General features: G+C 60.0%; 17 protein-coding genes and 1 other RNA gene. All 18 read left to right on the forward strand.

The window, feature by feature from the left end; all coding sequences use genetic code 11:
• Nucleotides 1-84: 84 nt before the first annotated feature.
• The 18 genes from rsmI to lpxC all read left to right on the forward strand — a co-directional run bounded on the left by rsmI (nt 85) and on the right by lpxC (nt 19,667).
• Nucleotides 85-990 carry a 16S rRNA (cytidine(1402)-2'-O)-methyltransferase gene (rsmI, locus tag AC1DSG_RS02435; protein WP_477789423.1) on the forward strand — a complete coding sequence of 302 codons (906 nt, stop codon included), beginning with the start codon at nt 85-87 and terminating at the stop codon, nt 988-990.
• 75 nt (nt 991-1,065) lie between these two features.
• An RNA gene (gene rnpB, locus AC1DSG_RS02440) (RNase P RNA component class A) lies at nt 1,066-1,419 on the forward strand.
• Between the two features lie 354 nt (nt 1,420-1,773).
• Nucleotides 1,774-2,229: a division/cell wall cluster transcriptional repressor MraZ gene (gene mraZ / locus AC1DSG_RS02445; protein ID WP_007943733.1), complete on the forward strand. Its 456-nt coding sequence runs from the start codon at nt 1,774-1,776 to the stop codon at nt 2,227-2,229.
• Nucleotides 2,226-3,173: a 16S rRNA (cytosine(1402)-N(4))-methyltransferase RsmH gene (gene rsmH, locus AC1DSG_RS02450; protein WP_405046781.1), complete on the forward strand. Its 948-nt coding sequence runs from the start codon at nt 2,226-2,228 to the stop codon at nt 3,171-3,173. The genes mraZ and rsmH overlap by 4 nt, the downstream gene beginning before the upstream one ends.
• Nucleotides 3,170-3,463 carry a cell division protein FtsL gene (gene ftsL / locus AC1DSG_RS02455; protein WP_477789424.1) on the forward strand — a complete coding sequence of 98 codons (294 nt, stop codon included), beginning with the start codon at nt 3,170-3,172 and terminating at the stop codon, nt 3,461-3,463. The genes rsmH and ftsL overlap by 4 nt, the downstream gene beginning before the upstream one ends.
• Nucleotides 3,463-5,202 carry a peptidoglycan D,D-transpeptidase FtsI family protein gene (locus AC1DSG_RS02460; RefSeq protein WP_477789439.1) on the forward strand — a complete coding sequence of 580 codons (1,740 nt, stop codon included), beginning with the start codon at nt 3,463-3,465 and terminating at the stop codon, nt 5,200-5,202. The genes ftsL and AC1DSG_RS02460 overlap by 1 nt, the downstream gene beginning before the upstream one ends.
• On the forward strand, nt 5,202-6,665 hold the full coding sequence (locus tag AC1DSG_RS02465; RefSeq protein ID WP_477789425.1) for a UDP-N-acetylmuramoyl-L-alanyl-D-glutamate--2,6-diaminopimelate ligase: 1,464 nt from the start codon (nt 5,202-5,204) through the stop codon (nt 6,663-6,665). The genes AC1DSG_RS02460 and AC1DSG_RS02465 overlap by 1 nt, the downstream gene beginning before the upstream one ends.
• The gene (locus tag AC1DSG_RS02470; protein WP_477789426.1) at nt 6,658-8,025 is read left to right on the forward strand and encodes a UDP-N-acetylmuramoyl-tripeptide--D-alanyl-D-alanine ligase; all 1,368 of its coding nucleotides are present in this window, start codon (nt 6,658-6,660) and stop codon (nt 8,023-8,025) included. Before AC1DSG_RS02465 ends, AC1DSG_RS02470 begins: the two co-directional genes overlap by 8 nt.
• Complete coding sequence (gene mraY, locus AC1DSG_RS02475) at nt 8,025-9,107, forward strand: phospho-N-acetylmuramoyl-pentapeptide-transferase (protein WP_123435073.1); 1,083 nt, start codon at nt 8,025-8,027, stop codon at nt 9,105-9,107. The genes AC1DSG_RS02470 and mraY overlap by 1 nt, the downstream gene beginning before the upstream one ends.
• A gap of 6 nt (nt 9,108-9,113) precedes the next feature.
• On the forward strand, nt 9,114-10,460 hold the full coding sequence (gene murD, locus AC1DSG_RS02480; RefSeq protein WP_477789427.1) for a UDP-N-acetylmuramoyl-L-alanine--D-glutamate ligase: 1,347 nt from the start codon (nt 9,114-9,116) through the stop codon (nt 10,458-10,460).
• Complete coding sequence (ftsW, locus tag AC1DSG_RS02485; protein ID WP_477789428.1) at nt 10,457-11,674, forward strand: putative lipid II flippase FtsW; 1,218 nt, start codon at nt 10,457-10,459, stop codon at nt 11,672-11,674. The genes murD and ftsW overlap by 4 nt, the downstream gene beginning before the upstream one ends.
• On the forward strand, nt 11,664-12,734 hold the full coding sequence (gene murG / locus AC1DSG_RS02490; RefSeq protein WP_477789429.1) for an undecaprenyldiphospho-muramoylpentapeptide beta-N-acetylglucosaminyltransferase: 1,071 nt from the start codon (nt 11,664-11,666) through the stop codon (nt 12,732-12,734). Before ftsW ends, murG begins: the two co-directional genes overlap by 11 nt.
• On the forward strand, nt 12,727-14,187 hold the full coding sequence (murC, locus tag AC1DSG_RS02495) for a UDP-N-acetylmuramate--L-alanine ligase (RefSeq protein ID WP_477789430.1): 1,461 nt from the start codon (nt 12,727-12,729) through the stop codon (nt 14,185-14,187). Before murG ends, murC begins: the two co-directional genes overlap by 8 nt.
• On the forward strand, nt 14,184-15,167 hold the full coding sequence (locus AC1DSG_RS02500) for a D-alanine--D-alanine ligase (protein WP_477789431.1): 984 nt from the start codon (nt 14,184-14,186) through the stop codon (nt 15,165-15,167). The genes murC and AC1DSG_RS02500 overlap by 4 nt, the downstream gene beginning before the upstream one ends.
• Before the next feature lie 4 nt (nt 15,168-15,171).
• The gene (locus AC1DSG_RS02505; RefSeq protein WP_477789432.1) at nt 15,172-16,041 is read left to right on the forward strand and encodes a cell division protein FtsQ/DivIB; all 870 of its coding nucleotides are present in this window, start codon (nt 15,172-15,174) and stop codon (nt 16,039-16,041) included.
• A gap of 15 nt (nt 16,042-16,056) precedes the next feature.
• Entirely contained in the window at nt 16,057-17,316 is a 1,260-nt protein-coding gene (ftsA, locus tag AC1DSG_RS02510) for a cell division protein FtsA (protein WP_477789433.1), read from the forward strand.
• A 133-nt stretch (nt 17,317-17,449) separates the two neighbouring features.
• Entirely contained in the window at nt 17,450-18,643 is a 1,194-nt protein-coding gene (ftsZ, locus tag AC1DSG_RS02515; protein ID WP_477789434.1) for a cell division protein FtsZ, read from the forward strand.
• Between the two features lie 112 nt (nt 18,644-18,755).
• Complete coding sequence (gene lpxC, locus AC1DSG_RS02520) at nt 18,756-19,667, forward strand: UDP-3-O-acyl-N-acetylglucosamine deacetylase (RefSeq protein ID WP_477789435.1); 912 nt, start codon at nt 18,756-18,758, stop codon at nt 19,665-19,667.
• Nucleotides 19,668-19,835: the final 168 nt, after the last annotated feature.

Raw genomic sequence — 19,835 nt, forward strand, 5'->3', positions numbered from 1 at the left:
CTCGTGTAAATGTATTAGCACTGCACAAAAGGCGGGAAAACCCGGGAAGGGCCAGGCGTATCGCAAGCACCGCTACGCGCTACAATGTCACTTTTTACCGATCAAGAGGTGTGCGCTTTGACTGCTCCAGGTGTTTTGAATTCCGCTGCTGGCTCGCTTTATGTGGTGGCGACGCCCATCGGCAACCTGGACGACATCAGTGCGCGTGCGCTGAAGATCCTTCGTGAGGTGGCGTTGATTGCTGCCGAAGACACTCGCCACTCCCAGCGATTGATGCAGCATTTCGGTATCCCTACGCCGTTGGCAGCTTGCCACGAACACAACGAACGGGATGAAGGTAGTCGCTTTATCACGCGTCTGCTGGCAGGCGACGACGTGGCGCTGATATCCGATGCCGGCACGCCGTTGATCTCTGATCCCGGTTATCACTTGGTGCGTCAGGCCCGTGCCGCGGGGATCAATGTAGTGCCGGTTCCGGGAGCCTGCGCATTGATCGCGGCGCTGTCGGCGGCGGGTTTGCCATCCGACCGGTTTATCTTTGAGGGCTTCCTGCCGGCCAAGGCTGTCGGTCGCCGGGCCCGTCTTGAGCTGGTAAAGGAAGAGCCGCGGACGCTGATTTTCTATGAAGCGCCGCACCGCATTCTTGAATGCCTGCAGGACATGGAGTTGGTGTTCGGTGGCGAGCGTCAGGCGTTGCTGGCTCGTGAAATCACTAAAACCTTTGAAACCCTTAAAGGCCTGCCGTTGGCCGAGTTGCGTGAGTTCGTCGAGTCGGACAGCAATCAACAGCGCGGTGAATGTGTGGTGTTGGTGGCTGGCTGGGCTGCGCCCGAGACCGAAGACGCGGTCAGCAGCGAAGCGATGCGCATTCTTGACCTGTTGCTCGAAGAAATGCCGCTCAAGCGTGCGGCTGCCTTGGCCGCGCAAATCACCGGCGAGCGCAAGAATGTGCTGTATCAGGTCGCACTGGATAAACAGAAGGGCGAGTAAAACCCGACGTGCAGGAGGGGTTAAAGGCGTTTAGCGCTTGTTCTTCGGTCGCTCTGCCGTTAACCTTCGCGGCGGAGAGTCGATCGGACAGTCGCTGCCCTCTATGAAAATTAGGGGGGGGAGGAAAGTCCGGGCTCCATAGGGCGAAGTGCCAGGTAATGCCTGGGAGGCGTGAGCCTACGGAAAGTGCCACAGAAAATAACCGCCTAAGCGCTTCGGCGCCGGTAAGGGTGAAAAGGTGCGGTAAGAGCGCACCGCACGTCTGGCAACAGTTCGTGGCTAGGTAAACCCCACTTGGAGCAAGACCAAATAGGGTCCCAAGGCGTGGCCCGCGCTGGGACCGGGTAGGTTGCTAAAGATGTCCAGTGATGGCCATCGTAGACGAATGACTGTTCAAGACAGAACCCGGCTTACAGATCGACTCTCCACCTTTTTTCCTCCCTGTTCTAATCTTTGAACAGGGCGCTGATAGTGGCAATTTCCCTCCTTTCCGAATCATCAGCAGAAGCACTTTCGTAATACCAAAAAAATCTTACTCTTAACAAACTACCTTAACTTTCGAGCGCAGCCATCTGAGTTGTCTCAAGTTATTGGGTGTGATGACACGTCGGATTTCCGTATTACCTCCTCCTACTCTCCTAAATCTCAGTTCTGTAAGGGTTTTCCTTTAATCCGCGCCTTGACGGTGCGGTAGCCGCATTCCTATAGTGTGCGCAAGTGGCGGAAAGTGGCATGAAGTGGGTTTTTTGAACGTAAAACGCTAGAATTTGGAGAAACGCTGACGTGTTTCGCGGAGCTAACGCTATCAGTCTCGATGCAAAGGGCCGTCTCGCCATGCCGAGCCGGTACCGTGACGAGCTCGTTTCGCGTAGTTCCGGTCAGTTAATCGTCACAATTGACGCCGTTGACCCATGTTTGTGTGTTTACCCCCTCGATGAGTGGGAAGTTATTGAAACCAAACTGCGCGCACTGCCTTCGCTTCGCGAAGAGAACCGCCGCCTGCAACGTTTACTGATTGGTAATGCCGTCGACCTCGAGCTCGATGGCAGTGGTCGTTTTCTGGTTCCACCGCGTCTTCGTGAATATGCCAAGTTGGATAAGCGCGCGATGTTGGTAGGCCAACTGAACAAGTTCCAATTGTGGGACGAGGATGCCTGGGATGCGGTTTCTGCCGCTGACCTGGCTGCTATTCAACAACCGGGCGCTATGCCTGATGAACTGCGTGATTTGATCCTGTGACTATTGATAGCGGCTTTAACCACATCACCGTATTGCTTGACGAAGCCGTCGAGGCTCTCGCCGTACGTCCTGATGGCTGCTATCTGGATGGCACGTTCGGGCGCGGCGGGCACAGCCGGCTGATCCTGAGCCAGCTGGGGCCTGATGGGCGGTTGCTTGGATTTGATAAAGATCCTCAAGCGATTGCCACGGGGCAGACGCTAGCGGCCGAAGACGGCCGCTTTGTCGTTGTGCAGCGCAGCTTTGCCGAGCTGGGTTCGGAAGTCGCCGAGCGCGGTCTGGCCGGCAAGGTCAGTGGTGTTTTACTCGACCTTGGCGTGTCTTCGCCGCAGCTCGACGACCCTGAACGCGGCTTCAGTTTCCTCAATGACGGCCCGCTGGACATGCGCATGGACCCGTCCCGCGGGATCAGCGCTGCAGAGTTCGTCAACACCGCACCGGTGGAAGAAATCGCTCGCGTGTTCAAGGAATACGGCGAAGAGCGTTTCTCCGGTCGTATGGCCCGAGCCGTAGCCGAGCGCCGCGACATCAAGCCGTTCGAGCGCACCGCTGACCTGGCCGAAGTCCTGAAAGTCGCCAACCCGGCGTGGGAAAAGGGCAAGAACCCGGCGACCCGTGCGTTCCAGGGCCTGCGCATTCACGTCAACAACGAACTGGGCGATCTGGAAGCCGGCCTCGAAGCCGCACTGGAATGCCTGGAAGTTGGCGGCCGTCTGGTCGTTATCAGCTTCCATTCGCTGGAAGACCGCATCGTCAAACTGTTCATGCGCAAACTGGTTAAAGGTGAAGCCGACAACTTGCCGCGCAACCTGCCGGTACGTCACGTCGCTTTCGAACCGATCATCAAAATCCATGGCAAAGCCCAGTCCGCCTCCGAGGCCGAACTCAAAGCCAACCCACGTTCCCGTAGCGCCGTCATGCGCGTGGCGGAGAAGCTGCGGTGAGCAAGCTTTTCGCCAAGCCACTGCCCGGCGGAAGCTTTTTCATGCTGCTGTTGTTTGGGGGCGTGCTCGTTTCAGCAATCGGCGTGTCATACAGCGCTCACTGGAATCGTCAGCTGTTGAATTCGCTGTACAACGAGTTGAGCGTGCGCGACAAGGCGCAGGCCGAATGGGGCCGTTTGATCCTGGAACAGAGCACCTGGACCGCCCATAGCCGCATCGAAGTGTTGGCCTCCGAGCAGCTGAAGATGCGCATTCCTGGCGCCACTGAAGTGAAGATGGTGGCGCCATGATGAAACTCGAAGGTGCAATGTTCCCATGGCGTTTCCGCGTGGTGGKGGGATTGCTCGGCATCATGGTCGCGGCGATTTCCTGGCGCATCATCGATCTGCAAGTCGTCGACCGGGCCTTCCTTAAAGGTCAGGGCGATGCGCGCAGCGTTCGTCATATTCCGATTCCGGCGCACCGTGGCCTGATCACCGACCGTAACGGCGAGCCTTTGGCCGTGAGTACCCCGGTCACCACGCTGTGGGCCAACGCCAAGGAAATGCAAACGGCCAAAGAGAAGTGGCCGGCACTGGCGGCTGCCCTGGGTCAGGACCCTAAAGCCCTGGCTGAACGTCTCGAAGCCCAGGCCAACAAAGAATTCATTTACCTGGTTCGCGGGCTGACTCCGGAGCAGGGCCAGTCCGTGCTCGACCTGAAAGTACCGGGCGTCTACGGCATTGAAGAATTCCGGCGTTTTTACCCGGCCGGTGAAGTCACCGCGCACATGGTTGGATTCACCGACATCGATGACCACGGTCGAGAAGGGGTCGAACTGGCCTATGACGAATGGCTCGCCGGGGTCCCCGGCAAGCGTCAAGTCATCAAGGATCGGCGCGGAAGGCTGATCAAGGATGTCCAGGTCACCAAAAACGCCAAGGCCGGCAAGCCCTTGGCGTTGTCCATTGACCTGCGCCTGCAATACCTGGCCAACCGCGAACTGCGTAACGCGATCATCGAGAACGGCGCCAAGGCGGGCAGCCTGGTGATCATGGACGTAAAGACCGGCGAAATCCTGGCCATGGTCAACCAGCCGACCTACAACCCGAACAACCGTCGCAACCTGCAACCGGCGATGATGCGTAACCGCGCGATGATCGACGTGTTCGAACCGGGTTCGACCATGAAAGCCGTCTCCATGAGCGCCGCGATTGAAACCGGGCGCTGGAAGCCGAGCGATACCGTCGAGGTGTATCCAGGTTCCTTGCAGATTGGCAAGTACACCATCAAGGACGTATCGAAGACCGAAGGCCCGGTACTCGATCTGACCGGCATCCTGATCAATTCCAGTAACGTCGGCATGAGTAAGGTCGCGTTCGATATCGGCGGCGAGACGATTTTCCGTCTGGCGCAAAAACTCGGCCTCGGCCAGGACACCGGTCTCGGCTTCCCGGGCGAACGCGTCGGCAACCTGCCGAACTACCGCGAATGGCGCAAGGCTGAAACCGCCACGCTGTCCTACGGCTACGGTGTTTCCGTGACCGCGATTCAGCTGGTCCACGCCTTCTCGGCGCTGGCCAACGACGGTCGCCTTGCACCCTTGACCCTGATCAAAACCGACAAGGCCCCGCAGACCACGCAAGTGCTGCCGGAAGCCGTCTCGAAAACCATGCAAACCATGCTGACCCAAGTGATCGAAGCGCCGCGCGGTGTATTCCGTGCTCAAGTGCCGGCGTATCACGTGGCCGGCAAGTCGGGTACTGCGCGTAAAACATCGGTGGGCACCAAAGGCTACGCCGAGAACTCTTACCGTTCGCTGTTCGCAGGCTTCGGGCCGATGAGCGATCCGCGTTACGCGATCGTTGTGGTCATCGATGAACCGTCCAAGGCTGGTTACTTCGGTGGTCTGGTCTCGGCGCCAGTGTTCAGCAAAGTGATGTCCGGGACGCTGCGCCTGATGAACATTACGCCGGACAACCTGCCGCCGACTGAAACCGCGAATGCAACACCCGTCGTACCGCTGAAAGCCAATGGAGGGCGCGGCTGATGTCTCTGAGTCTGAACAAGATTTTTGCCCATGCCGGTCGCGATCTGTTGATCCGCGAATTGGCACTCGACAGCCGCAACGTGCGCGCTGGCGACCTGTTTCTCGCCGTCCCGGGCGGGCGCTTCGACGGTCGCGCGCACATCGCCGACGCCTTGCAACGCGGCGCTGCCGCTGTGGCTTATGAAGTCGAAGGCGCGACCGTATTGCCGATCACTGACGTTCCGCTGATCCCGGTCAAAGGTCTGGCAGCGCAACTGTCGGACATCGCCGGGCGCTTTTATGGCGAGCCGAGCCGTCACTTGAATCTGATTGGCGTGACCGGCACCAACGGCAAAACCAGCGTGACGCAACTGGTGGCCCAGGCGCTCGATCTGCTGGGCCAACACTGCGGCATCGTTGGCACGCTGGGCTCCGGTTTCTACGGCGCGCTGGAAAGCGGCCTGCACACCACGCCGAACCCGATCGCCGTGCAAGCGACTCTGGCCGACCTGAAAAAGGCCGGTGCCAAAGCCGTTGCCATGGAAGTCTCCTCCCACGGTCTGGATCAGGGTCGCGTGACCGCGCTGGCGTTTGATGTGGCGGTGATGACCAACCTGTCCCGCGATCACCTCGATTACCACGGCACCATGCAGGCCTACGGCGAAGCCAAGGCCAAGTTGTTTGCCTGGAACGATTTGAAGTGCCGGGTGGTTAACCTCGACGACGAATTCGGCCGCCAACTGGCCGCCGAAAAGCGTGAGTCGCGTTTGATCACCTACAGCCTGGAAGACACCAGCGGCTACCTGTATTGCCGTGAAGCGCACTTCGACGACGAAGGTGTGCGCGCCACGTTGGTGACGCCTCAGGGCGAGCACCATTTGCGCAGCGCCTTGCTCGGTCGTTTCAACCTGAGCAACGTACTGGCCGCGGTCGGCGCCTTGCTTGGTCTGGATTACGCGCTGGACGAAATCCTCCACGTCCTGCCAAAGCTCGAAGGCCCGGCCGGTCGCATGCAGCGCTTGGGTGGCGGCACTCAGCCGCTGGTGGTGGTCGATTACGCGCACACCCCGGATGCGCTGGAAAAAGTCTTGATGGCCCTGCGTCCACACGCCAAAGGTCGCTTGTTGTGCCTGTTCGGCTGCGGCGGTGATCGTGATCGCGGCAAGCGTCCGCTGATGGCTGAAGTGGTTGAACGTCTGGCCGATGGCGTGCTGGTGACCGATGACAATCCGCGCACCGAAGACCCGGCTGTGATCTTCGATGACATCCGCGCCGGTTTCAGGGCTGTGGATAAAGTGACTTTCGTGGCTGGCCGTGGCCAGGCGATTGCCCAGTTGATCGCCAGCGCTTCGGTGGATGACGTGATTGTTCTGGCCGGTAAAGGGCAYGAGGACTATCAGGAAATCAACGGCGAGCGTCACGCCTTCTCCGATCTGGTCGAGGCCGATCATGCCCTGACCGCGTGGGAGGTGGCCCATGCTTAAGGCCTTTAAGCTGAGCGAACTGACTGGCGCGCTGAATGCTCGCCTGATCACTGCCGACGCCTCGTTCGACGGCGTCAGCATCGACAGCCGTGCGATCAAACCGGGTCAGCTCTTTATCGCCCTGACCGGCCCACGCTTCGACGGTCACGACTATTTGAACGATGTCGCAGCCAAGGGCGCCGTCGCAGCATTGGTCGAGCGCGAAGTTGCCGACAGCGCACTGCCACAGCTACTGGTCAACGACACCCGTCAGGCGCTCGGCCAGCTGGGCGCGCTGAACCGTGCGGCGTTCACCAGCCCGGTCGCGGCGGTCACCGGTTCCAGCGGCAAGACCACGGTCAAGGAAATGCTCGCGAGCATCCTGCGCACGCGCGGTCCGGTGTTGGCCACCCGTGGCAACCTGAACAACGACCTCGGTGTGCCGCTGACCTTGCTCGAACTCGCGCCGGAACATTGCGCTGCCGTGATCGAACTCGGTGCCTCGCGCCTTGGCGAAATTGCCTACACCGTGGGCATGACCAAACCTCACGTGGCCATCCTCAACAACGCCGGTACCGCCCACGTTGGCGAGTTCGGCGGGCCGGAAAAAATCGTTGAAGCCAAAGGCGAAATTATTGAAGGGCTTGAGGCCGATGGCATCGCCGTTCTCAATCTCGATGACAAGGCTTTTGAAATCTGGAAGGCCCGCGCCGCCGGTCGCAAAGTGCTGACGTTCGCCCTGAGCAATCTCAGTGCCGACTTCTATGCCAGCGACCTGGACCGCGATGCGCGTGGTTGCCCGGCGTTTAACCTGCACACGCCTGAAGGAGTGGAGCGCGTTCAACTGAACCTGCTCGGTACGCATAACGTTGCGAACGCCATGGCTGCCGCTGCCGCTGCTCATGCCTTGGGCGTGTCGCTGTTCGGCATCGCCACGGGTCTGGCCGCCGTACAACCGGTCAAGGGTCGCACCGTCGCGCAACTGGCCACCAATGGCATGCGCGTGATTGATGACACGTACAACGCAAACCCGACCTCCATGTGCGCCGCCGTTGATATACTCGCCGGCTTTTCCGGTCGCACCGTACTGGTGCTCGGAGACATCGGCGAGTTGGGCGATTGGGCGGAGCAGGGGCACCGCGATGTGGGTGCATACGCCCGCGGCAAGGTGTCCGCGCTATATGCCGTCGGACCCAACATGGCTCACGCCGTAAACGCTTTCGGTCCACAGGCCTTTCACTTCAGCACTCAGGCTGAACTGATCAAGGCACTGGGCGCCGAGCAAGACACCAACACCACCATTTTGATCAAGGGCTCGCGCAGCGCTGCGATGGAAAACATCGTCGCCGCTTTGTGCGGGTCCAGTCTGGAGAAACATTAATGCTGCTGCTGCTAGCGGAGTATCTGCAACAGTTCTACAAAGGCTTCGCGGTCTTTCAGTACCTGACCCTGCGCGGGATTCTCGGTGTGCTGACTGCGTTGGTTTTGTCGCTGTGCTATGGCCCGTGGATGATCCGCACCTTGCAGAACCGTCAGATCGGTCAGTCCGTTCGCAACGACGGTCCACAATCGCACTTGTCCAAGTCGGGTACTCCGACCATGGGCGGCGCGCTGATTCTGTCGTCCATCGGCGTCAGCACCTTGCTCTGGGCCGACCTGAGCAACCGCTATGTCTGGACGGTGCTGCTGGTGACCTTGCTGTTCGGCGCCATCGGCTGGGTCGACGATTACCGCAAAGTGATCGAGAAAAACTCTCGTGGCTTGCCGAGCCGCTGGAAGTACTTCTGGCAGTCGGTGTTTGGTCTGGGCGCGGCGATCTTCCTTTATATGACCGCTGCCACCCCGGTGGAAACCACCCTGATCCTGCCGATGCTCAAGGACTACAGCATTCCGTTGGGCGCAGGCTTCATCGTCCTGACCTACTTCGTGATCGTCGGCTCGAGCAACGCAGTCAACCTGACTGACGGCCTCGATGGTCTGGCCATCATGCCGACCGTGATGGTCGGCGGTGGTCTGGGGATCTTCTGCTATCTGTCGGGTAACGTGAAATTCGCTGAATACCTGCTGATCCCTTATGTACCGGGCGCGGGTGAACTGATCGTGTTCTGCGGCGCATTGATCGGTGCGGGCCTCGGGTTCCTGTGGTTCAACACCTATCCGGCACAGGTTTTCATGGGCGACGTCGGCGCACTGGCGTTGGGCGCGGCGCTGGGCACCATCGCGGTGATCGTCCGTCAGGAAATCGTCCTGTTCATCATGGGCGGCGTGTTCGTGATGGAGACCCTGTCGGTCGTCATCCAGGTTGCTTCTTTCAAGATGACCGGTCGCCGGGTGTTCCGCATGGCACCGATTCACCACCACTTTGAACTCAAGGGCTGGCCTGAGCCACGTGTGATCGTCCGTTTCTGGATCATCACCGTGATTCTCGTCCTGGTCGGCCTTGCCACCCTGAAGCTGAGGTAGAAATTCGTGTCTCTGATCGCTTCTGACCACTTCCGCATCGTTGTCGGCCTCGGCAAGAGCGGCATGTCCCTGGTTCGCTTCCTGGCGAACCGGGGCACGTCGTTTGCTGTGGCCGATACGCGGGAAAATCCACCGGAACTGGCCACGCTCAAGCGTGACTATCCGCACGTGGAAGTGCGTTGTGGCGAGCTGGACGTCGAGTTCCTGTGCCGCGCCGACGAACTCTACGTGAGCCCCGGTCTGGCGCTGGCGACCCCGGCCCTGCAGGCTGCCGCTGCCCGTGGCGTGAAATTGTCCGGCGACATCGAGCTGTTCGCGCGTAACGCGAAGGCGCCGATTGTCGCCATCAGCGGTTCCAACGCGAAAAGCACCGTCACCACCCTTGTCGGCGAAATGGCGGCTGCGGCGGGCAAGCGCGTGGCCGTCGGCGGCAACCTCGGTACGCCGGCACTGGACCTGCTTGGCGATGACATCGAGTTGTACGTGATGGAGCTGTCGAGTTTCCAGCTGGAAACCACCGATCAACTTAACGCCGAAGTGGCGACCGTACTTAACGTCAGCGAAGACCACATGGACCGTTACAGTGGTCTGCCAGCCTATCATCTGGCCAAGCACCGGATCTTCCGTGGCGCCAGGCAGTTTGTGGTCAACCGTCAGGACGCCCTGAGCCGTCCGTTGATGGGCGAGGGCCAGCCGTGCTGGACCTTCGGTCTGGGCAAGCCTGATTTCAAGGCCTTCGGGATCCGCGAAGAAGACGGCGAGAAGTACCTGGCCTTCGAATTCCAGAACCTGATGCCGGTGCGCGAGTTGAAAATTCGTGGCGCCCACAATCAGTCCAATGCCCTCGCAGCTTTGGCGCTGGGCCACGCTGTCGGTCTGCCATTCGACGCCATGCTCACGGCCCTGCGCTCCTTTGCCGGGCTTGAACATCGTTGCCAGTGGGTTCGTGATCTGGATGGCGTCGGCTATTACAACGATTCCAAAGCTACTAACGTCGGTGCCGCACTGGCAGCCATCGAAGGCCTGGGCGCGGACATCGGCGGCAAGATCGTGCTGATCGCCGGCGGCGACGGCAAAGGTGCCGAGTTCAATGATCTGCGTGATCCGGTGGCTGCCAACTGCCGCGCCGTGATCCTGATGGGCCGTGACTCCGACAAGATCGGCGAGGCCATCGGCGATGCCGTGCCGCTGATTCGCGTCAGCTCGCTGGTTGAAGCCGTAGCGCAATGCCGCACGGCTGCCGAACCCGGTGACGTGGTTCTGCTGTCACCTGCCTGCGCCAGTTTCGACATGTTCAAGAACTACGAAGACCGTGGTCACCAGTTCGTCCGGGCAGTGGAGGAGCTGGCATGAGCCTGAAAAACATCATCAAGCCTTATCCGTCGCCGATCATCACCGGGCGCGGTATCGACCTCGATTTTCCGATGCTCGCCGGATGCCTGGCATTGATCGGTCTGGGGCTGGTCATGATTGCATCGGCATCGACCGAAGTGGGGGCGGTGCAGTCGGGCAGTGCGCTGTATTACATGATTCGCCACCTTATTTACGTGGTACTGGGCCTGGGTGCCTGCATTGTCACCATGATGATTCCGATTGCCACCTGGCAACGCCTGGGCTGGTTGATGCTGCTGGGTGCGTTCGGTTTGCTGGTGATGGTGATCGTTCCAGGGATCGGCCGTGAAGTGAACGGTTCGATGCGCTGGATCGGCTTCAGTTTCTTCAACGTCCAGCCTTCCGAGATCGCCAAGGTGTTCGTGGTGATCTACCTCGCCGGTTATCTGGTGCGTCGCCAGAAAGAAGTGCGTGAAAGCTGGATGGGCTTCTTCAAGCCGTTCATTGTGCTGTTACCGATGGCCGGGCTGTTGCTGATGGAGCCGGACTTTGGTGCCACCGTCGTGATGATGGGGGCGGCTGCGGCGATGCTGTTCCTTGGCGGGGTCGGGCTGTTCCGGTTTTCCTTGATGGTGGCCCTGGCCGTCGGGGCGGTGGTGTTGTTGATTCAAATGCAGCCGTATCGAATGGCGCGCCTGACCAACTTTGCCGATCCATGGGCCGACCAGTTCGGTGCCGGCTATCAGTTGTCGCAAGCCTTGATCGCGTTTGGTCGCGGTGAGTGGCTGGGCGTTGGCCTGGGCAACAGCGTGCAGAAACAGTTCTACCTGCCGGAAGCCCACACCGACTTCGTATTCTCGGTACTGGCTGAAGAACTGGGTGCCGTGGGTTCGTTGTGCACCGTGGCGCTGTTCACCTTTGTCTGTATTCGTGGCATGTACATCGGTTATTGGGCCGAGAAGGCCAAGCAATTCTTCGCTGCCTACATCGCGTATGGCCTGTCGTTCCTGTGGATCGGTCAGTTCCTGATCAACATCGGCGTGAACGTCGGTCTGCTGCCGACCAAAGGCCTGACGCTGCCGTTCCTCAGTTATGGCGGCAGTTCGCTGGTGATTTGCGGCGCCTGTCTCGGCTTGTTGCTGCGCATCGAGTGGGAGAGTCGGACCCACCTGGGCAGTGAAGAGATTGAGTTCCATGAGAGCGACTTCGCCGAGGAGCCGACCCATGGGCGCTAACGTCTTGATCATGGCGGGCGGTACCGGGGGGCATGTGTTCCCTGCGCTGGCCTGTGCTCGCGAATTCCAGGCCCGCGGTTACACCGTGCATTGGCTCGGAACGCCGCGTGGCATCGAGAACGACCTGGTACCGATGGCCGGTATCGAGCTGCATCGGATCAACGCCAGCGGTCTGCGTGGCAAGGGCAAGCTGTCCTTGCTCAAGGCACCGTTCATGTTGCTCAAATCCGTCTGGCAGGCACGGGCAATCATTCGTCAGCTGCGGCCGGTGTGCGTGGTGGGCTTTGGTGGTTATGTGACCGGCCCTGGCGGTATTGCAGCCAAACTGTCTGGCGTGCCGGTAATCGTTCACGAACAGAACGCCGTGGCCGGTACCGCCAATCGGTTGCTGGTGCCGTTTGCCGCCCGGGTCTGTGAAGCGTTCCCCGACACCTTTACCCTGTCGGACTGCCGTCGGACCACCGGTAACCCGGTGCGCACCGAGCTGTTCCTCGAAACAGCGCGACCTGCCCTGGCCGGTCGCAAGGCGCGTTTGCTGATCCTGGGCGGAAGCCTGGGCGCAGAACCGTTGAACAAATTGCTGCCTGAAGCCCTGTCGCAAGTCGCCCCCGACCTGCGTCCGGAAGTGTTTCATCAGGCCGGAAAAAACCACGAGGAAGTGACTGCAGAGCGCTATCGCGCGGCTGGCGTCGAGGCGCAAGTACAGCCTTTCATCAAAGACATGGCCCAAGCCTATGGCTGGGCCGACCTGGTGGTGTGCCGCGCAGGCGCGCTCACCATCAGTGAACTGGCCGCCGCCGGTCTGCCCTCGATGCTGGTGCCTTTGCCCCATGCGATCGACGATCACCAGACCCGCAACGCCGATTATTTGGCCCGTGAAGGCGCTGCCTTCCTGATGCCGCAAAGAACGACTGGTGCAGCGGATCTTGCCGCTCGCCTGACAGAGGTCCTGATGCAACCACAACGACTCAACGATATGGCCACCGCGGCACGCCGCCTGGCCAAACCCGATGCCACCCGTAACGTGGTCGATACCTGCCTGGAGGTGGCCCATGGTTGAGAATCAGAAAGCCATGCCGCAACCGGAAATGCGCCGCATCCGTAAAATCCATTTCGTCGGCATCGGCGGCGTGGGCATGTGCGGGATTGCCGAAGTGTTGTTGAACCTGGGCTATGAAGTCTCTGGTTCCGACCTGAAGGCGTCGCCAGTGACCGAGCGCCTGGAGTCTTTCGGCGCGCAGATCTTTATCGGCCATCGCGCCGAAAACGCCGCGTCGGCCGATGTGCTGGTAGTGTCGAGCGCCGTCAACACCTCCAACCCGGAAGTCGCGACTGCGCTGGAACGCCGTATTCCGGTGGTGCCGCGCGCCGAGATGCTGGCCGAACTGATGCGCTACCGTCACGGCATCGCCGTCGCCGGTACGCACGGTAAAACCACCACCACCAGCCTGATCGCCTCGGTGTTCGCAGCCGGAGGCCTGGACCCGACATTCGTTATCGGTGGCCGTCTGAATGCCGCGGGCACCAATGCCCAGCTGGGCACCAGCCGCTACTTGATTGCCGAAGCCGATGAAAGCGACGCCAGTTTCCTGCACTTGCAGCCGCTGGTGGCCGTGGTCACCAACATCGACGCCGATCACATGGCAACCTACGACGGTGACTTCAACAAACTGAAGAAAACCTTCGTCGAGTTCCTTCACAACCTGCCGTTCTACGGTTTGGCCGTGGTGTGCCTGGACGATCCGGTGGTGCGTGAAATCCTCCCGCTGGTCAAACGCCCGACGGTCACTTACGGCTTCGGCGACGACTGCGACGTACGCGCCATCAATGTGCGTCAGCAGGGCATGCAAACTTTCTTCACGGTGCTGCGTCCTGAGCGCGAGCCGCTGGATGTCTCGGTGAACATGCCGGGCAACCACAACGTATTGAACGCGCTGGCCACCATCTGCATCGCCTCTGACGAGGGTGTCAGCGATGAAGCCATCGTCCAGGGCCTGTCCGGGTTCCAGGGTGTCGGCCGACGCTTCCAGGTCTACGGCGAACTGCCGGTCGAAGGCGGCAACGTGATGCTGGTCGACGACTACGGTCACCACCCGACCGAAGTCGCTGCGGTGATCAAAGCCGTGCGCGGTGGCTGGCCGGAGCGCCGCCTGGTGATGGTTTACCAGCCGCACCGTTACAGCCGCACCCGCGACCTGTACGACGATTTCGTCAATGTACTCGCCGATGCCAACGTCCTGCTGTTGATGGAAGTCTATCCGGCCGGCGAAGAGCCGATCCCGGGCGCCGACAGCCGCAAGCTGTGCAACAGCATCCGTCAGCGCGGGCAGTTGGACCCGATCTACATCGAGCGTGGTGTCGACCTCGCGCCGCTGGTCAAGCCACTGCTGCGTGCTGGCGACATCCTGCTGTGCCAGGGCGCCGGTGATATCGGTGGGCTTGCACCCAAATTATTGAACAGTCCGTTGTTCGCTGGCGCCGTGGCTGCACCCGCTGTGGGGAAATTGAAATGACTGCTGCTTACGCCAACCTCGTCTCCACTCTCGCGCCGGAAGACTTCGGCCGCGTTGCCGTGCTGTTCGGCGGCAAGAGTGCCGAGCGGGAAGTTTCCCTGAAGTCGGGTAACGCAGTTCTCGGCGCATTGCAAAGTGCCGGTGTGGACGCGTTCGGTCTCGACGTCGGCGATGACCTGTTGCAGCGTTTGYTCAACGAAAAGATCGACCGCGCTTTCATCATCCTCCACGGTCGTGGTGGCGAAGACGGCAGCATGCAAGGCCTGCTCGAATGCCTGGGCATTCCGTACACCGGCAGCGGCATTCTGGCTTCGGCTCTGGCTATGGACAAGCTGCGCACCAAACAGGTCTGGCACAGCCTGGGCATTCCGACGCCGCGTCATGCCGTATTGAGCAGCGAAACCGATTGTATTTCGGCAGCGACGGAACTGGGCTTCCCTTTGATCGTCAAACCGGCGCATGAAGGTTCAAGTATCGGTATGGCCAAAGTGAGTTCCACGTCCGAATTGATCGACGCCTGGAAAGCGGCCAGTACCTACGATTCGCAAGTGTTGGTCGAGCAATGGATTCACGGTCCGGAGTTCACCATCGCCACCCTGCGTGACCAGGTGTTGCCTCCGATTGCCCTGGGCACGACGCACAGCTTCTACGACTACGACGCCAAGTACATCGCCAACGATACCCAGTACCGCATTCCGTGCGGGCTGGACAGCACCAAGGAAAAGGAACTCATGGACCTCACGGCGAAAGCCTGCGAGGCGCTGGGTATCGCCGGTTGGGGCCGGGCAGACGTGATGCAGGATTCCGACGGGCAGTTCTGGTTCCTGGAAGTGAACACCGCACCGGGTATGACCGATCACAGCCTGGTGCCGATGGCGGCCCGTGCTGCCGGTCTGGATTTCCAGCAACTGGTTCTGGCCATCCTGGCCGCCAGTGTTGTCGGCAACACTGCCGGTAACCAAGAGTTGGCGAGAGGTTAAGACCATGCAAGGCGCGCAGCTAAGACATCAGCCCCCTCCAGCACCCGGCCGCAAACCGGTGCCACGAGGTGCAAGCCGAATGGTGGCCAAAGAGCCGATGTCTGTGCGCCTGCCGAAAGCCAATTTTGGTTTTCTCAAAGCCTTGTTCTGGCCGGTGCTGTTGGTTGCACTGGGGTTTGGTACTTACGAAGGCGCGCAGCGTTTGCTGCCCTACGCCGACCGGCCAATCACCAAGATCAACGTGCAAGGCGATTTGAGTTACATCAGCCAGCAAGCCGTGCAGCAGCGGATCGCCCCGTTCGTGGCGTCGAGCTTCTTCACCATCGACCTGGAGAGCATGCGTACCGAGCTTGAAACGATGCCATGGATCGCCCACGCCGAAGTGCGCCGGGTGTGGCCGGATCAAGTAGTGATCCGCCTGGAAGAACAGCTGCCTGTGGCCCGTTGGGGTGATGAGTCGCTGTTGAACAACCAGGGCCAGGCGTTCACCCCGCGTGAGCTGGCGAACTACGAACACTTGCCACAGCTGTTCGGCCCACAACGGGCTCAACAGCAGGTGATGCAGCAATACCAGGTGCTGAGCCAGATGCTCAGGCCGCTGGGCTTCTCGATTGCACGCCTGGAATTGCGTGAACGCGGTAGCTGGTTCCTGACCACCGGCGCTGGCAGTGCCGGTCCGGGGATCGAGCTGCTGCTGGGGCGCGGCAAGCTGGTAGAGAAGATGCGCCGTTTTATCGCCATCTATGACAAGACGCTTAAAGAACAGATTACGAACATTGCGCGCATCGATCTGCGCTACGCCAACGGCCTCGCTGTTGGCTGGCGGGAACCTGTAGCGCCCACGGCAGCCCAACCCGCTGTCGCGAAGAATTAAGAAGAGGCAGGACCCATGGCAAACGTGCAAAGCGGCAAAATGATCGTCGGTCTCGATATCGGCACCTCCAAGGTGGTGGCGCTGGTCGGCGAGGTTGCGGACGACGGCACGCTCGAAATCGTCGGGATCGGTACCCATCCGTCCCGTGGCCTGAAGAAAGGCGTGGTGGTGAACATCGAATCCACCGTGCAGTCGATCCAGCGCGCCATCGAAGAAGCGCAGCTGATGGCCGGTTGCCGCATTCACTCGGCGTTTGTCGGCGTGGCCGGCAATCACATCCGCAGCCTGAACTCCCACGGCATCGTCGCCATTCGTGATCGCGAAGTCAGTCCGGCCGACCTTGAGCGCGTCCTTGACGCTGCCCAGGCTGTGGCGATCCCGGCAGACCAGCGAGTGCTGCACACCTTGCCGCAGGATTATGTGATCGATAACCAGGAAGGTGTCCGTGAGCCACTGGGCATGTCCGGCGTGCGTCTGGAAGCCAAGGTTCACGTGGTCACCTGCGCCGTCAACGCCGCACAGAACATTGAAAAATGCGTGCGTCGTTGCGGCCTGGAAATCGACGACATCATTCTCGAGCAGTTGGCTTCCGCGTATTCGGTCCTGACCGACGACGAGAAAGAGCTGGGCGTGTGTCTGGTGGACATCGGCGGCGGTACCACCGACATCGCGATCTTCACCGAAGGTGCGATCCGTCACACCGCCGTGATCCCGATTGCGGGCGATCAGGTGACCAACGACATCGCCATGGCGTTGCGCACCCCGACCCAGTACGCCGAAGAAATCAAGATCCGCTACGCCTGCGCCCTGGCCAAACTGGCCGGAGCCGGTGAAACCATCAAGGTCCCAAGCGTTGGCGACCGTCCACCGCGCGAGCTGTCCCGTCAGGCCCTGGCCGAAGTGGTCGAGCCGCGTTACGACGAGCTGTTCACGCTGATCCAGGCAGAACTGCGTCGCAGCGGCTACGAAGACCTGATCCCGGCCGGCATCGTGCTGACCGGTGGTACGGCGAAGATGGAAGGCGCTACCGAACTGGCCGAAGAGATTTTCCACATGCCGGTGCGCCTGGGCGTGCCCCATGGCGTCAAGGGCCTGGACGACGTGGTTCGCAACCCGATTTATTCCACCGGCGTTGGCCTGTTGATGTACGGCCTGCAAAAGCAGTCCGACGGGATTTCGTTCTCGGGCATCAGCAGCCGTGACAGCTACAGCAATGACGAACCGAAAGCCGCCTTGCTCGATCGGCTCAAGAGCTGGGTACAAGGGAACTTCTGACGAAGTTAGCTTCAAGCTGCAAGTTTCAAGCGACAAGCGACAAGCGACAAGCGACAAGCGACAAGCAGTAAAAGCAGTAAAAGCAGTAAAAGCAGTAGGCGAAAAAAACTAGAGAACGTAAAGGAGAGGGAAAATGTTCGAACTCGTAGACAACATCCCCGCAAGCCCGGTCATTAAAGTTATCGGTGTTGGCGGTGGCGGCGGAAACGCTGTGAATCACATGGTCAAGAGCAACATTGAAGGCGTTGAATTCATCTGCGCCAACACTGATGCCCAGGCGCTGAAATCCATCGGCGCGCGGACCATCCTGCAACTGGGTACCGGTGTGACCAAAGGTCTGGGCGCCGGCGCCAACCCTGAAGTAGGTCGTCAGGCCGCTCTCGAAGACCGTGAGCGCATTGCCGAAGTCCTGCAGGGCACCAATATGGTGTTCATCACCACTGGCATGGGCGGCGGTACCGGTACCGGTGCGGCGCCAATCATTGCCGAAGTGGCCAAGGAAATGGGGATTCTCACTGTTGCGGTGGTGACTCGTCCGTTCCCGTTCGAAGGTCGCAAGCGCATGCAGATCGCCGACGAAGGCATCCGTCTGCTGTCTGAAAGCGTCGACTCGTTGATCACCATTCCCAACGAGAAGCTGCTGACCATCCTTGGCAAGGACGCAAGCCTGCTGTCCGCATTCGCCAAGGCTGACGATGTGCTGGCCGGTGCCGTTCGTGGTATCTCCGACATCATCAAGCGTCCGGGCATGATCAACGTCGACTTCGCCGACGTCCGTACCGTGATGAGCGAAATGGGCATGGCGATGATGGGCACTGGCTGCGCCAGCGGTCCGAACCGTGCACGCGAGGCCACCGAAGCGGCCATTCGCAACCCGTTGCTCGAAGACGTGAACCTGCAAGGTGCTCGCGGCATCCTGGTGAACATCACCGCCGGTCCTGACCTGTCGCTGGGTGAGTACTCCGACGTGGGTAGCATCATTGAAGCCTTTGCCTCCGAGCACGCGATGGTCAAGGTCGGTACTGTTATCGATCCGGACATGCGCGATGAGTTGCATGTAACTGTGGTGGCTACCGGTCTGGGCGCAAAAATCGAGAAGCCTGTGAAGGTCATCGACAACACCGCTCACACCTCGATCACCTCCCAGCCGCAACAATCGGCTCCCGCTCGTCAGGAACAACCAGCGGTGAACTACCGTGACCTGGATCGTCCGACCGTCTTGCGCAACCAGGCTCAGGCCGGTGCTGCGACTGCCGCGAAGATGAATCCGCAAGATGATCTGGACTACCTGGACATCCCGGCATTCCTGCGTCGTCAGGCTGATTGATGGAATGTATCAGGGCTATGAAGTTGATTGGTGTTCAGCAAAGGTCTGGTCTGCTATCATCGCCAGCCTTTGTTGATACCAGTTCGCAATTTGCGCTGAAGCGGCCCAAGCCATGATTAAACAACGCACACTGAAAAATATTATCCGTGCCACAGGTGTAGGCCTGCACTCAGGGGAGAAGGTATACCTGACCCTCAAGCCCGCGCCTATCGACACCGGCATCGTGTTTTGTCGTGCTGACCTCGATCCTGTGGTGCAGATACCTGCTCGCGCAGAAAACGTTGGCGAAACCACTATGTCGACCACACTGGTCAACGGTGACGTCAAAGTGGACACGGTGGAGCACTTGCTCTCGGCCATGGCTGGCCTGGGCATCGATAACGCCTACGTCGAGCTCTCCGCGTCCGAAGTACCGATCATGGATGGTAGCGCTGGACCTTTCGTATTCCTGATTCAATCGGCCGGCCTGGAAGAACAGGACGCACCGAAGAAGTTCATCCGGATCCTGCGGGAAGTGACAGTGGAAGACGGCGACAAGCGCGCCACTTTCGTCCCTTTCGAAGGCTTCAAGGTGAGTTTCGAGATCGATTTCGATCACCCGGTTTTCCGTAACCGCACACAAAGTGCAAGCGTGGATTTTTCCAGCACTTCGTTCGTAAAAGAAGTCAGCCGCGCCCGTACCTTTGGTTTCATGAGTGACATCGAGTACCTGCGCAAGCACAACCTCGCACTCGGCGGCAGCGTTGAAAACGCTATTGTGGTCGACGCGGATGGTGTACTGAACGAAGACGGCCTTCGCTATGAGGACKAGTTCGTGAAGCACAAGATCCTCGATGCAATTGGTGACCTCTACCTGCTGGGCAATAGCCTGATTGGTGAGTTCAAGGGCTTCAAGTCCGGACATGCATTGAACAACCAGCTGCTGCGCAAGTTGATTGAGCAGACAGATGCTTGGGAAGTCGTGACTTTCGAAGACGCCAGCACTGCACCGATCTCTTACATGCGTCCTGTTGCGGCCGTGTAAGCAAAAAACCTCTCTAGTTTTTAAAGGCTGCCTTCGGGTGGCCTTTTTTTATGTCTGATCGTTCCCACGCTCTGCGTGGGAATGCAGCCCGAGACGCTCCGCGTCTCATCCAGAGCCGAACGCRGAGCGYCCGTTGRGGCATTCCCACGCAGAGCGTGGGAACGATCA

The sequence above is a fragment of the Pseudomonas sp. P5_A12 genome (assembly GCF_056400685.1).